Source organism: Thermosynechococcus sp. PKX95 (assembly GCF_031583295.1).
In the GTDB taxonomy this organism is placed as follows: Bacteria; Cyanobacteriota; Cyanobacteriia; order Thermosynechococcales; family Thermosynechococcaceae; genus Thermosynechococcus.
In genome coordinates this window covers 1025458-1038603 of the sequence record NZ_CP134171.1, presented here as the reverse complement: position 1 = coordinate 1038603, position 13146 = coordinate 1025458, and the positions used below count along the sequence as shown (strand labels likewise).

10 protein-coding genes are annotated in these 13146 nt (G+C 55.4%); 5 read left to right on the top strand and 5 right to left on the bottom strand.

Annotation, left to right across the window (positions count from 1 at the left end; translation table 11 throughout):
• Positions 1 to 163: 163 nt before the first annotated feature.
• Genes RHH81_RS04825 through RHH81_RS04810 form a run of 4 tightly spaced genes read left to right on the top strand, consistent with a single transcriptional unit; the run spans position 164 to position 3910 of the window.
• A complete protein-coding gene (locus RHH81_RS04825; protein ID WP_310743468.1) occupies positions 164 to 2272 on the top strand; it encodes a transglycosylase SLT domain-containing protein in 2109 nt (702 codons plus the stop codon).
• Positions 2273 to 2313: 41 nt separating this feature from the next.
• On the top strand, positions 2314 to 3036 hold the full coding sequence (locus tag RHH81_RS04820) for a M15 family metallopeptidase (RefSeq protein WP_206201307.1): 723 nt from the start codon (positions 2314 to 2316) through the stop codon (positions 3034 to 3036).
• Positions 3033 to 3737, top strand: a complete 705-nt coding sequence (gene fabG / locus RHH81_RS04815; protein ID WP_206201306.1) for a 3-oxoacyl-ACP reductase FabG — start codon at positions 3033 to 3035, stop codon at positions 3735 to 3737. Before RHH81_RS04820 ends, fabG begins: the two co-directional genes overlap by 4 nt.
• 11 nt (positions 3738 to 3748) lie before the next feature.
• Entirely contained in the window at positions 3749 to 3910 is a 162-nt protein-coding gene (locus tag RHH81_RS04810; protein ID WP_190278145.1) for a hypothetical protein, read from the top strand.
• Here the strand turns inward: RHH81_RS04810 and RHH81_RS04805 are convergent.
• From RHH81_RS04805 to RHH81_RS04790, 4 genes are read right to left on the bottom strand one after another with little or no spacing between them, the layout of a single operon-like run.
• Positions 3897 to 5096 (bottom strand): LL-diaminopimelate aminotransferase, encoded by a 1200-nt coding sequence (locus RHH81_RS04805; RefSeq protein ID WP_206201305.1) that lies wholly within the window; start codon positions 5094 to 5096, stop codon positions 3897 to 3899. The genes RHH81_RS04810 and RHH81_RS04805 overlap by 14 nt on opposite strands.
• Entirely contained in the window at positions 5093 to 6478 is a 1386-nt protein-coding gene (gene ftsY, locus RHH81_RS04800) for a signal recognition particle-docking protein FtsY (RefSeq protein WP_310743467.1), read from the bottom strand. Before ftsY ends, RHH81_RS04805 begins: the two co-directional genes overlap by 4 nt.
• A 28-nt stretch (positions 6479 to 6506) precedes the next feature.
• The gene (locus tag RHH81_RS04795; RefSeq protein ID WP_310743466.1) at positions 6507 to 7367 is read right to left on the bottom strand and encodes a 3'(2'),5'-bisphosphate nucleotidase CysQ; all 861 of its coding nucleotides are present in this window, start codon (positions 7365 to 7367) and stop codon (positions 6507 to 6509) included.
• Positions 7368 to 9098: an ABC transporter ATP-binding protein gene (locus RHH81_RS04790; RefSeq protein ID WP_302678996.1), complete on the bottom strand. Its 1731-nt coding sequence runs from the start codon at positions 9096 to 9098 to the stop codon at positions 7368 to 7370.
• 57 nt (positions 9099 to 9155) lie between these two features.
• On the opposite strand from RHH81_RS04790, the gene RHH81_RS04785 reads away from it, so the two are divergent.
• Positions 9156 to 10418, top strand: a complete 1263-nt coding sequence (locus RHH81_RS04785) for a PAS domain-containing sensor histidine kinase (protein WP_206201301.1) — start codon at positions 9156 to 9158, stop codon at positions 10416 to 10418.
• Here the strand turns inward: RHH81_RS04785 and RHH81_RS04780 are convergent.
• Entirely contained in the window at positions 10413 to 12731 is a 2319-nt protein-coding gene (locus RHH81_RS04780) for a diguanylate cyclase domain-containing protein (RefSeq protein ID WP_206201300.1), read from the bottom strand. The genes RHH81_RS04785 and RHH81_RS04780 overlap by 6 nt on opposite strands.
• Positions 12732 to 13146 lie beyond the last annotated feature (415 nt).

Here is a 13146-nt window from a genome sequence, read left to right as displayed (position 1 = left end):
GGTGAGGTCGTTAATTCGATTTCCTTCAGCGCGATCGCCCCTCGCTAGCACCCAGTTGCCACTGCTGCATCCAAGACCGCCACATACTTAATAAGAATAGGGTTGTACTCCCTAGTTTACTGTGGAGATTGGAGAGCGGGGTTGCTGGCTGGAATTGCAAATTATGGTTAAATCACTCCCAAAACGAAAGCAGCGGCGAGGCATACGGCCTTGGCTGGTGTCGCTGTTGTTGGCGGCACTGATGGTTGGCGGTGGGCTGTTCAGTTGGTACCATTGGCGATCGCCTTCGCCCCTTTACACGCTGACTGTTGAAGCGCCGCCCCAAAGTCCGCAAGAGTTAAAGCAATGGGCAGAGTCTGCGGATCCCCTCAAGCGCGATCGCGCCCGCTATCTTTTGGCCGTAGAAAGCCTGAGTCAACAGCAACCCCAAGCTGCACTTCAGTGGCTCCAAGATCTTGAGCAGACTTACCGTCCCATGGCCGCACCCATTCTCCTGCTGCGGGCGGAGGCCTATCGGCAACAGGGAGATAACCGCAAGGCAAAGGAAACGTGGGAACAGTTGCTGCGGGACTATGGCAGTGAACCTGAAGCGGCAGTGGCACTCCTGAGCCTCAATCAACCGCAAAAGGCGATCGCCCGCTTTCCACAGCATCCTGCCGTCGTCAACTATGTGGCGCAACAGTTACAGAAAAATCCCGATCAAGTGCCCTACCTGAAGCTGGTGGCACGCCACGGCCTCTTTCTTGAGGAATACGGCACCTACCTTGAAATTTTGCGGCAGCGCTACGCCGATCAACTGACGCCCGCCGATTGGGAAGCGATCGCCTTTGGCTATTGGGAGAAAATGCAGTATGCTCCGGCAGCAGCGGCCTATGCCAAGGCACCACCAACCCCCTTGAATCTCTATCGGGTGGGCCGGGGACGTCAATTGAGTGAGGACACCTCTGGGGCGATCGCCGCCTATCAAGCCCTGATCAACCGCTTTCCCCAAAGTTCCGAAGCAGCCCTTGCCCAACTGCGCCTTGCCCGTTTAGCCAAAACACCGGCGGAGCGTCTCCCTTTGCTGGCCAAGTGTCTTCAGTTAGCGAGGCAAAATCAAGCACCCGCGATCGCTGCCGATGCCCTTCTGGCACAGTACCAAGCTCATCAGGAACTAGGCAACACCAAGGGGGCACAACAAAGCCAACAACAACTCTTCAAGACCTATCCCCAAAGCAGCGCCGCAGCGGAACTGCGCTGGCAACTGGCCCAAGGGGCTGCCCAAAAACGGCAGTGGTCTCAGGCACAACAGTGGGTTAGCGAAATTCTCAAATTGAACCCTGAGAGTGAGCTGGCACCGCGAGCCGCCTTTTGGCAAGGAAAATGGCAAGGGGAAGCAGGACAACCCCAAGGGCAACGCCAAACTTGGCAACTGGTCATAGAGCGCTATCCCCACACCTACTATGCTTGGCGAGCCGCCAGTCTGCTCAAGAAACCCGTGGGCACCTTTACAACCCTGCGACAACAGCGACCCTCAGTGGCGAGCGATCGCAAGCCCCTCCTTCCCTTGGCCACGGGGAGTGCCACCCTACGCGAACTGTACCTGCTGCGGCAGTCTCAGGAGGCTTGGCAGCGCTGGCAGTGGGAATTCCACAATCGGGTGACACCGACAGCGGCAGAACAACTCACTGATGGCCTGATTCGCCTTGGCGTTGGGGAATACCTCGATGGCATCTTTATGCTGCAAAACTTGTTTACGCGCTCAGCCAGTGAACCGGAGGTGGCAACGTTCTTTGCGCCCATTCGCCGCGATGTCCGCTTCTGGTATGCCCTTTACCCCCTGCCCTACTGGGAATTAGTGGAAAAGTGGTCCCTAGCTCGCAACTTAAATCCTCTATTGGTGATGGCCTTGATTCGCCAAGAATCTCGCTTTGAAAAGCAGATCCGCTCAGTGGTGGGGGCAACGGGGTTGATGCAGTTGATGCCAGAGACGGCTGCTTGGATTGCCGAAAAGTTGAACCTAGAGAGCTATTCCCTTGTGGATCCAGAGGACAATATCCGCTTGGGCACATGGTACGTTGACTACACCCACAATCAGTACAATCAAAACACGCTCTTAGCCTTGGCCAGTTACAATGCCGGGCCGGGAAATGTCAATCAGTGGTTGCAGCGTTTTGATATGACCGATAGCGATCGCTTTGTGGAATCGATTCCCTTTTCTGAGACCTATGGCTATGTCAAGAATGTCTTGGAGAACTACTGGAACTACTGGCAACTGTATGCCCAGCCCTAGGAAAAATCGTCTATTCTCATAAAAAGGCACGGGACTGCGTCATGGATCAAGATATTCCTGTTGCGGAGCGGCTACAACCAATCACTCAGGGCACAGTAGAACCTCGGCGAGGGGGGTGGGCGATCGCCAGCACCCTTGTCCTTGTGGGGCTAATGGGCGTGGGAGCCGTGTGGTTCCTCAATCGTCCCACGGAATCGCCAACGGCTACGGAAACGGAGCCAACGCTAACGCCAACAGAAAATCTGCTGGGACATCTGCCCTATGAAGAGGCGCCCCTCTCAGAACTTGAAGCGGTGAGTGCCGATGGCCAAATTAAATTACGGCGAGCCGCAGCAGAACGGTTCCGGGCGATGGTCGCCGCCGCGCAGCAGGAGGGGGTGGTGTTGATGCCCCTCTCTGGATTTCGCTCCAAACAGGATCAGGACTATCTTTTTTTTGAGGTCAAGGAGCAACGGGCACAACGGGCAAGTGAGCGGGCATTGGTGAGTGCGCCCCCCGGCTATAGCGAACACCATACGGGCTATGCCATTGATATTGGCGATGGCAGTCGGCCAGACACCCATCTCAAGGAGACTTTTGAGGACACCCCCGCCTTTCGCTGGCTGGAAAAAAATGCAGCGCGTTTTAGTTTTGAACTGTCCTTTCCCCGTCATAACCCGCAGGGGGTGAGTTATGAGCCTTGGCACTGGCGATTCGTTGGCGATCGCCACAGTTTGCAAACCTTCTACAGAGCACGACAACTCACACTGAGGGATCAGCCATGAGGGGATTTGCCCATCGCGCGGTTTTAGTGACAGGCGGCACAGGCGGACTCGGTCAAGGGGTAGTGCCGGTTCTCCTCAGTCAAGGCTATACGCTGACGGTGCCCTACATTGATGCGGCTGCCCGAGACGCCCTCGAAAAGCAATTGGCGGCAGCGGAGTTGGCCAACGTGCGGTTTGTGGCAGCGGATTTGAACAATGAAAGTGAAGTGGCCGCTCTCGTGGAGCGCATGCCGCAATTGGATGCCGTGGTTCACCTTGTCGGTGGCTTTAGCATGGGCGCAACGGCACAATTTGCCCTCAGTGATTGGCAGCAGAGTTTTCGCCTCAATGTCGAGACCACCTTCTTGGTTTGTAAGCACGCCCTCAAACGTATGCAGACTCAGCAATATGGGCGCATTGTCACCATTGGCTCACGGGGTGCAGTTGAACCAGCGGCTGAACTGGCTGCCTATTGTGCTGCTAAAGCCGCAGTCGTGGCCTTCACGCGGGCGATCGCTGCCGAAACCAAAGGCAAAAACATTACCGCCAATGTCATCCTTCCCAGCATTATCGATACCCCTGCCAATCGGGCAGCGATGGGCGAAGCGCAAGCGGTCAATTGGGTGAGTCCTCGGGCGATCGGTGACCTGATTGCCTATCTCATTTCCGAGGGAGCGGCTGCGATCAGTGGTGCCGTGATTCCCATCTATGGCAATGCCTAGAGCGAGTTGCCATGTTCTTTATCATTTTGCTCATTCTTCTTTGTACGGTCACCCATCTCTTTACGGAGGTGCTAGTTTTAACTCCCCTAGAGGTGTTGCGCTCCATTCATATTCCTGCAATTGTCCTTTGGGGCGGCCTGATCCTACTCTTGGCATGGATCATGGGCGATTAGCGCCCGACACCTGAACGACCGTTTGGCTAAATTCGGCAATTTGGGCAGCCGCCACTTCTAAACAGGGGCGATCGCGCACGAGGGCAAAGCGCACATACCCCTCTCCCCCTTGACCAAAGCCAGAGCCTGGAGCGGCGGCAATCCCTGTTGCCTTAACAAGGGCTTGGCAAAATCCCAGGGAATCCCGCTGCCAAGGGTCAGGGAGTTTTGCCCACACGTACATTGTCGCTGGCGGGAGGGGCACCGGCCAGCCATGGTCGCAAAGCGCTTGGACAAAGGTATCACGCCGCTGGCGAAAGATCTGCCGCGTTTGCTGGACACAGGTTTGATCTCCCGTGAGGGCGGCAATCGCACCCCGCAGGATGCCAGCGTATTGGTTAAAATCAATCACCGATTTAATTTGGCGCAGGGCAGCAATAATGTCGGCACGGCCAATGGCAAAGCCAATGCGAAACCCACCCATGTTGTAGGACTTAGACAGGCTATAGAATTCAATGCCCACTTGGCGATCGCGATCCACTTCAAAGATCGAGGGTGCCCGCTCCGCATCAAAGACGAGATCAATGTAGGGAAAATCATGCACCAGTAAAATCCCGTGGCGATCGCAAAACTCAACTGCTGTCTTGAAAAAGTCCAAGGGCGCAACCGCCGTGGTGGGATTGTGGGGATAGCTGAGAATGAGAAGTTTGGCCTGCTCTCGCACCGGCAACGGAATGGCCTCTAAATCCGGCAAAAAGTGATTTTCTGCCCGCAAGCGCAAGGGATACAGTTGTCCCCCCGCAAGATACACCCCCCCCGCATGGGAGGGATACCCCGGATCAAGCACTAGCGCATACTCTTGGGGATTCATCACTGCAAGGGGCAAGTGCGCCGTCCCCTCCTGTGAACCAATCAGCGTCAGCACTTCCCGCTCGGGATCTACCCTGAGGCCAAAGCGGCGTTCAAACCAAGTGGCCACTGCCTGTCGAAAGGCCGCTGTACTGGCAAAGAGTTGATAGCCGTAGGTACTGGCATCACGCACCGAGGCTTCAATGGCTGCAAGAATATGATCCGCTACCGGTAGATCTGCAGACCCCAAGGAGAGATCAACAATTGGCTGTCCCGTGGCCGCCACCGCCGCCTTAGCCCGATCCATGGCGTCAAAGACATTGCCTTGGAAATACCGCAGGCGATCGGCCAGCTTCATGCTGCCACCTCCACCTCACTGGAGAGCAAGGCCTCGACAAATTCAAAACTGGAAAAGGGGCGCAGATCCTTAATGCCCTCGCCCGCACCAATGAAGCGAATCGGTAGTCCCAATTCCTGCACTACCGCCAAGGCCACTCCCCCTTTGGCCGTCCCGTCCAGCTTGGTTAAGATCACGCCAGTGAGTTGCGCCGCTTCTGCAAACACCTGTGCTTGGCGCAAGCCATTTTGGCCGAGGGTGGCATCGAGAACCAGTAGCGATTCAATTTGAGCATCACCCGCTTTTTTATCAATGATGCGACGGATTTTCTTGAGTTCCTCCATCAGGTTGGCCTTGTTTTGCAAGCGGCCAGCGGTATCCACTAGCAGCAATTCTGTGCCTCGGGCTTGGGCAGCGCCAATGGCATCAAAGACCACAGCAGCAGGATCGGTATTTTTGCCGGGGTTGGCAATCACCTCGACATCGGAGCGCTGTCCCCAAATTTTCACCTGCTCCGTGGCAGCTGCCCGAAAGGTATCTGCCGCTGCAATCAGACAGCGATAGCCTGACTGGGTGGCAATGTGGGCCAGTTTACCAATGGTGGTGGTTTTGCCAACGCCGTTGACACCGGCAATCAACCAGATATTCAGCGTGCCTTTTTTCGGAGCAAAGTCGCGGCGGTAGCCGGCTTCAAAGGGGCGATCGAGAATGTCCCGCAGAATTTCCTTCAGGTAGGCGATCGCCTGATCGGCAGGGAGTGTTTCTTGGCGAATTTTTGTTTGCAGCGCCGCAATAATCTGATCCGTGGCCTTGACCCCCACATCCGACTGCAACAGCAGCATCTCAATTTCTTCGACGGCATCCCGACTTAAGGGGCCTTGGCCGACGATCGCCCGCAGTTGATGTACTAGGCCACGACGGGTTTTGCCCAGACCTTGGCGCAGACGTTGCAACCAAGTAATTTCCTCAATATCCACCTCCTCTGGGCGCCGGCCTTGGGCGGCAAGCACCTCCGCCGACCACAAAAAGCCCTCATCAAGGACAAGGGAGGAGTCTAGTTCTACCGACTCAGCTTCCACAACGGGCTGGACAGGGGCAGGTTCAGCAACAGCGGTCTCTTCAGACTCGATAGAGACGGGAACGGGGGCATCATCAGCAGGCGGTGTTTCTTGAGTTTCTTCAGCGGTTTCAATGGTTTCAATCGTCGCGGCACTCTCCGATTGCTGTCGCGCTTGAATCGACTGGAGTGCCGTTTTTGCCCAGTTGAGGATGCCGGGGGAAGCAGTGGATTCAGTTGTAGATTGCGGGGATTCTGCGGATGGCGCTGCCGTTGGGGTTTCTGCAGGGGGCGATGGCTCCTCACCACTGCCACCAAACTTGCGTCGAAACCAATTAAAAACCATGGCCTATCCTCTGTGCGACTGAACTTGCCTATTTTCCAGAATAGCCTTGATTTTCGTGTAAAAAGGCTTGCAGGCGATCGCCCACCGTGCGACTCAAAGCTGGATGACACACCACTAGGGGCGGCCAATGCTGCACATCGGCGCGATTGTAGCGGGGCAACTCACCATTGGCATAGGTAAAGGCTCCCCCCGCCTCCTGCATGATCAAATCCGGTGCCGCTAAATCCCAGTCCTTCGGGGCACTGCGCCCTGTGAGGTTGACGTACAGATCTGCATCCCCTTGGCAAATACTCGCCGTTTTACAGCCCATACTCCCCATCGGAATTTGCTGTACGCATCCTAGGGTTCTTAAAAAGGCCTGTAGGCGCTCTCCGCCGTGGCTCCGACTCATCACCACCCGCAACGACTGCCCCTCAGTGGGGGGTTGTACCCGCAGTCGCGTCGCACCTTGGCGCGTCTCTCGATAGGCACCTGCACCGGCAATGGCAGTGTAGATCACCTCCTGCTCTGGCCAGACGACAGCGGCTAAACAAGGGCGATGTTCATGGACAAGGGCAACGTGAATCGCATACTCCCCCCTTTGCTGCAAAAAGTCGTAGGTGCCATCGAGGGGGTCAATGATCCACTGGTAGGGCTGGGGCAAGGGCTGCCCTGGGGTGTAGGTCTCTTCGGTTAAATAACCAAACTGCGTCGGCGGAAAATGAGCTTGGAGGGCGTGGCGCAAAAAGCAATCAACCGTTTCATCGGCAAGGGTGACAGGATCACCGCCTTTGTCCTGCACCGCTAGATCCTGCACCTGACGGTAAAACTGGCGCAGTTGCTCAAGGGCTTGCCAAAGAAGCGGGCGCAGGGTGGCAAGGGTATTCTCAAGATCAAGGGCGGGGGACATCTAGGCTGCCTCAAGGGAAAGACCACGGGGAATCGCGGCAATTAGCGTGCGAGTATAGTCGTGCTGTGGCTGTTGGTAAACGGTTTCCGCGTCACCCATTTCCACAATTTCGCCATTGTACATAACCATGAGGCGATCGCTCATGAATTTCACCACACTGAGATCGTGGGAAATGAAGAGGTAGGTCAGTTGAAACTCCCGCTGGAGTTCTTTGAGCAAATTCAGGACTTGCGCCTGCACCGACACATCCAAGGCCGACACTGACTCATCACAAACGACAAACTCAGGATTCAAGGCCAAGGCACGGGCAATACAAATTCGCTGCCGCTGCCCCCCGGAAAATTCATGGGGATAGCGATTCTGGGCTTGGGGGTCAATGCCCACCCGTTCAAGGAGATAGGCCACCCGCTCTTGGTGTTGCCGTCGCGACTGATGACGGCGGTGAATCCGCAGGGGTTCTGCCACCAACTCGCCAATGGTCATGCGGGGATCTAGGGAACTATAGGGGTCTTGGAAAATGAGTTGCATCCGTTGCCGCAGGGGACGCAATTGGCGAGGCGATAAATGGCTGATGTCGCGATCGCCAAAGATAATTTTTCCCTGTGCGGGTTCTAGGAGGCGCAAGAGGGTCCGTCCCAGTGTTGTTTTGCCACAGCCCGATTCCCCCACCAAGCCAAGGGTCTCCCCGGCGCGAATCGTAAACGAGACATCCCTGACGGCAGTGACAAAGCGCTGCTTGCCCGCCACGGGATACTTGACCCAGAGATGTTCAACCCGCACCAAGGGGGGTTGGCTCGCCAAATGCGCCAAGCGTTCCTGCTGCTGCGCTGCGGAAATCACTTCTAATCGCGGGGGCGTGGCCGCTAGAAAATCCGCCACTGTTGGCAGAATCGCCAGACGCTGATCCAAGCGGGGACGACAAGCCAGTAGCCCCTTGGTATACGGATGTTGGGGGTGACGAAAGACCTGCTGAACTGTCCCCGATTCAACAATTTGCCCTTGGTACATGACAACGACCTGATCCGCCAATTCCGCAATCAGATTCAAATCATGGCTGACAAAAATCAATGAGAGAGGGTACTGCTGCTGCAACTCCCGCAACAGCCGTAGGATCGCCGCTTGGACAGTGACATCGAGGGCAGTGGTGGGTTCATCGGCAATTAAAAGCGCTGGCGAAGCGGCCATGGCCATGGCAATCATGACCCGCTGAATCTGTCCCCCAGAGAGTTGGTGCGGATAGCGACGGAGAAACCGCTTTTTCTCCTCTAGGGGGGCTGCCGCTTTGAGAAGATGCACCTGCTCAAGGAGAGCGATCGCCCGCTGTTGACATTGCCCTTGGGGCAGTCGTTGCTGCGGATCAATGGCCTCTGCCAGTTGAAAGCCAATGGAATAGACCGGATTGAGAGAACTCATCGGTTCTTGGAAGACCATACTGATTTGGCGACCCCGAATCTGTTGCATTTGGCGGGGGGGGCAGCGCAGCAAGTCAATGGCCTCCCCCTCTGGCTCTGGCTGAAACCACGCTTCGCCGTGGCTGATCTGTCCCGGCGGCAGGAGTAACTGCAAAAGTGCCAAACAGGTCACCGACTTCCCTGACCCCGACTCACCGACAATGCCAAGGGTCTGACCCCGCTCCAAGCGAAAGGAAATGCCATCCACTGCCCGTAGGGTTTGATCGGCTTGGCGAAAGTCAACGGTAAGTGCTTCCACACGCAAAAGGGGTGATGACATCACAGGGCAAACCAACTCGGAATAATCCTAGAATAGAGGCGATTCTGACACTTAGGCATGGAGTTGATCTTTTTTGGGGTTGGCCTGCTGTTGGGGCTAATGGTCTGGTTCTGGCAGTGGCAGCAAGTGCGACACGCTTTGGAGACGCTCCTTGAGCAGTACGCGGCTCGCCCCTTCAAATCCTCACCGTGGCAACGCTTGCGAACCCTACTCAGCCAACAGCTTCAGGAACAGGAACGCTGCCGTCAGAAAATGCTGCGCTGTCAAACGCTCCTTGAATATGCCCCCATTGCCTATTTGGAGGTGGATGAGGCCAATTGCGTGGTCTGCTGTAACGAAGCGGCGCGATCGCTCCTTGGTTTGGTGCATCCCGAAGGCCGCCTTGTTTTGGAACTGGTGCGCTCCTATGAATTGGACTGTCTCATCCAAGAGGTGCGCCAAGAGGAAACGATGCGGGAGCAGGAATGGCTCTATGCCTACCTCACACCGACGGGGCAAACCAAGCGCAAACCCCTGCGGGCACGGGGACTCTGCCTTGGCGAGGGGCATGTGGGTGTATTTATTGAGGACTGCGAAGAGGTGGTGCGGCTGCGGGATGAGCGCGATCGCTGGGCAGCGGATGTCGCCCATGAACTGAAAACCCCCTTGACCTCCCTGCGCTTGGTGACTGAAACCCTACAACAACGGGTGCCGGAGTCCTTACGGGATTGGGTCGATCGCCTCCTTGAGGAAATTATTCGCCTCAGCCTCCTTGTTCAAGAACTCCTAGAGTTAAACCGCCTGAGTCACACTCCCGCCGATAGCCTTGAGCGGCATCCCCTTGACCTTGTCCAACTCATTGATACTGCGTGGCAATCCCTCGCCCCCCTCGCTGCGGCTAAAAACATTCACCACGAGTACACAGGCCCAGAGCAATTTTCCTACTGCGGCAATGAATCGCAACTGTTTCGGCTCCTGGTCAATCTTTATGACAACGCCATTAAATACGGCCCTGTGGGTGGTCAAGTGCTGACGCGGCTGCTGAGCGATCGCGAGGGGGGCTATCTGTGTCTCGAAGTCATTGATACGGGCAGTGGCTTTCCCCCCAAGGACTTACCCTATGTGTTTGAACGCTTTTATCGGGCACAGGCACGGCGGCATCGCTTTGTGATTCCTACGGATAGTGAAGGGCGGATGCCCCCCGTCGGTAGTGGTAGTGGCCTAGGATTAGCCATTGCTCGCCAAATTGTTGAATGCCATGGCGGCTATATGCAGGCGGCGAATCATCCCGACTATGGCGGCGCATGGTTGCGTATTTATCTGCCTCTGACTTCGCTATAGTTCCTTGGCGACCCAACGATCGCGCCCAAGGGTCTTCGCCTCGTAGAGACACTGATCCGCCAGATGCAACAACATGGCTGGCTCATGCTCTGGAGTGGGCAGCGTCGTTGCAATCCCAAAGCTGGCCGTCAATTGCGGGCCGACTGTACTTTTTGCGTGGGTGATATTTGCCTCCGCTAGTGCCTGCTGGAGCTTTTCGACAATATGGATAGCCCCTGCTTGATCCGTACTGGGCAGCAGCAGGGCAAACTCTTCCCCACCAAAGCGCGTGGCCAAATCCCCCGCCCGCTGTAGATGACTCTCTAAAATTTGCGCCACCTGTTTGAGGATTTGATCCCCCTGCAAGTGGCCATAGTGATCGTTATAGGCCTTAAAACAGTCAATATCCAGCATCACCAAGCTCAGGGGCTGCTGCTCCCGCTGACAGCGTCGCCATTCCTTTGCAAACAGTTCATCAAAGCAGCGGCGATTGCCAATATCCGTCAGACTGTCAATGTACACCATCTGCTGCAGATTGGCATTGGCGGCTTCCAACGCGGCATACATCTCCGCCTGCTGCAGTGCTACTGTTAGGGGTTCAGCAATCCGTTGCAGTAGGAACAGCTCCTCCCGCTGCCAGAGGCGAGGGCCACGACACTGGTGGGCAATCAGCAGTCCCCAGAGGTCTTGCCCCTGAAGTAGTGGCACCACGAGATTGGCCTGAACTTGCAGGCTGAGTAGTAGCTCGCGGTAGCAATCCTGTAATTGCGCTTGATTGACATCGCTAATGGTCACAGTGCGTCCTTCTAGAAACCGCTGCGCTGTCTCTTTACTAAAACAGGGATCGTGAATCACTTGACCTAGGATTGAATACTGCGGCGAGGTGGTGGCTTCCACTTCCACAACGCCACTGCCATCGGCTAAAAAGCGGTAAATCAGCACGCGATCGCTCAGAAGCAGTTGTTGAATACTGGTGACTGCCCGCTGCAAAATGTCCTCTAAGCGAATGGACTGGCGAATGTCCTGAATGATTGTGCTGACAATCATTTCCCGCTCTAGGGCAGTTTTTAGCCGCTCTTCTGTGCGCTGTTGCTCCGACACATCTAACAGCACCCCATGGAGCATGTGACTCTGGGGATCTAGCTGCCCGCGATCGCTCAACCAGCGGAAACAACCATCGCGGTGTTGAATGCGATAGGTGGTACTGTAGGCACGCTGCTGCCGAATCGCCTGTTCAATATCCCGTTCCGCCAAGGCCAAATCCGGCGCTGGGATAATCTGGCGCAGATCCGGTAAATCTTGGGGAAAGTAACCCGTGAGGTGATAAATCTGATCGCTAACATAGCTAAACCGCCACAGGCGATCGCGATCGCGCCGATAGATCGCAACGGGCAAATGACTAATCAGAGTGTTATAGCGCTGTTCGCTCTCCGTAATCGCCACCGTAATCGCCTGTTGCCGTGACAGTTGCCAGCGCAGTTCCGCCGTGGCCTTATTGAGCTCTTGGGTTAGCACCTGAATCACCCCTTGAGCTTCCGTAATGTCAATGGCCGCCAAAAGATTACTTTGGGTCACAATCCCCACCATTTGACCATCATCGTCCACGACCACCACCCGCCGCACTTGGTGCTCCTTGAGGAAATGATTCACCTGCCACAAACTTTGATTGGGCTTCACGGTCAGCACGGGCTGAGACATAATACTGCCAACGGCTCCTGTGAGCACTCCCCCTTGGCCCTGTAGTGCCTCAAAAATATCCTTTTCCGTAATAATGCCGCGCGGCAGCACACCCGAGGCGGATGCCTCAGGAACCACTAAACTGGTGACCCCCCGTTCGGTCATCAGGACAGCGGCCTCCTGTAGCGAAGCTTCCGCTGCAATGGTGGCCACATCGGGTACCATCACCTCCGCCACCCGTTTAATTCGCAGGAGATCCACAGGGCGCAGGCTCTCCCGAAAGGCTTGGCGGGTCAGCAGTCCTTCAACCCGTCCCGATTCATTGACCACGGCAAGGGCATCCACGCCCAAGTAGCGAAAACGCCCTAAAATCGCCAGTGGATCATCGAGATCACTGAGGCGCAGGCAATAATCCGATGGCAGCATGATCTGGGCAGCCGTGATCGCCTGTGGCGAGTAACCCTTACCAAGGGCACGGATCACTTCCCGTTGGGTGATCAAGCCCCGAAACTGTCCCTGCTCTTCGACGACTAAACCCAATCCTTGGTTGCTTTGTAATCCTTGGAGAATCTCATTGAAGGAACCCCTTGGAGCGATCGTCACTAACTGAGCCTGTACCAAGGCTTGCAAATTTAAGCCTGAATTCAATTGCTCCATAGTGCCCCTCTTTCGCCAAGATATACTGTTAAAATAATGTCTAAAGTTGTGTCTATCGTTTTTAATCGTTCTGGCAAATAAAAACAAGACTTACAAAAGTTTGTATCACTAATTGTGATCCTTTTTACCCCGGATTAATTATTCTAATTCTATCTTGATAGTTCGTGGCAACATCAGGGATGTTGACAGGGCTGAATAAGCCCTTGTCTAAAATATGGGATGTGAGTCTCTTCTGTAGGGGCTTTCACCGTTTTGAGTATGTTCGATCCATCGCCAAAGAGCTGTCACTGGGATATTCCGCTGTTGCCGGAGAAAAGCTAGGATAGGGAATTGAATGTATTCTATTCGCTGCTGCTATGGACTAGCGAATTACTGGATCAGAGACGTTGTGCGTACCTGCTGCGGGTGATTGTGA

Excerpts from the sequence above, each read along its gene's own strand:
- RHH81_RS04825 (WP_310743468.1), top strand. The coding sequence starts at position 164 with ATGGTTAAATCACTCCCAAAACGAAAGCAGCGGCGAGGCATACGGCCT.
- RHH81_RS04820 (WP_206201307.1), top strand. The coding sequence starts at position 2,314 with ATGGATCAAGATATTCCTGTTGCGGAGCGGCTACAACCAATCACTCAG.
- fabG (WP_206201306.1), top strand. The coding sequence starts at position 3,033 with ATGAGGGGATTTGCCCATCGCGCGGTTTTAGTGACAGGCGGCACAGGC.
- RHH81_RS04810 (WP_190278145.1), top strand. The coding sequence starts at position 3,749 with ATGTTCTTTATCATTTTGCTCATTCTTCTTTGTACGGTCACCCATCTC.
- RHH81_RS04805 (WP_206201305.1), bottom strand. The coding sequence starts at position 5,096 with ATGAAGCTGGCCGATCGCCTGCGGTATTTCCAAGGCAATGTCTTTGAC.
- ftsY (WP_310743467.1), bottom strand. The coding sequence starts at position 6,478 with ATGGTTTTTAATTGGTTTCGACGCAAGTTTGGTGGCAGTGGTGAGGAG.
- RHH81_RS04795 (WP_310743466.1), bottom strand. The coding sequence starts at position 7,367 with ATGTCCCCCGCCCTTGATCTTGAGAATACCCTTGCCACCCTGCGCCCG.
- RHH81_RS04790 (WP_302678996.1), bottom strand. The coding sequence starts at position 9,098 with ATGTCATCACCCCTTTTGCGTGTGGAAGCACTTACCGTTGACTTTCGC.
- RHH81_RS04785 (WP_206201301.1), top strand. The coding sequence starts at position 9,156 with ATGGAGTTGATCTTTTTTGGGGTTGGCCTGCTGTTGGGGCTAATGGTC.
- RHH81_RS04780 (WP_206201300.1), bottom strand. The coding sequence starts at position 12,731 with ATGGAGCAATTGAATTCAGGCTTAAATTTGCAAGCCTTGGTACAGGCT.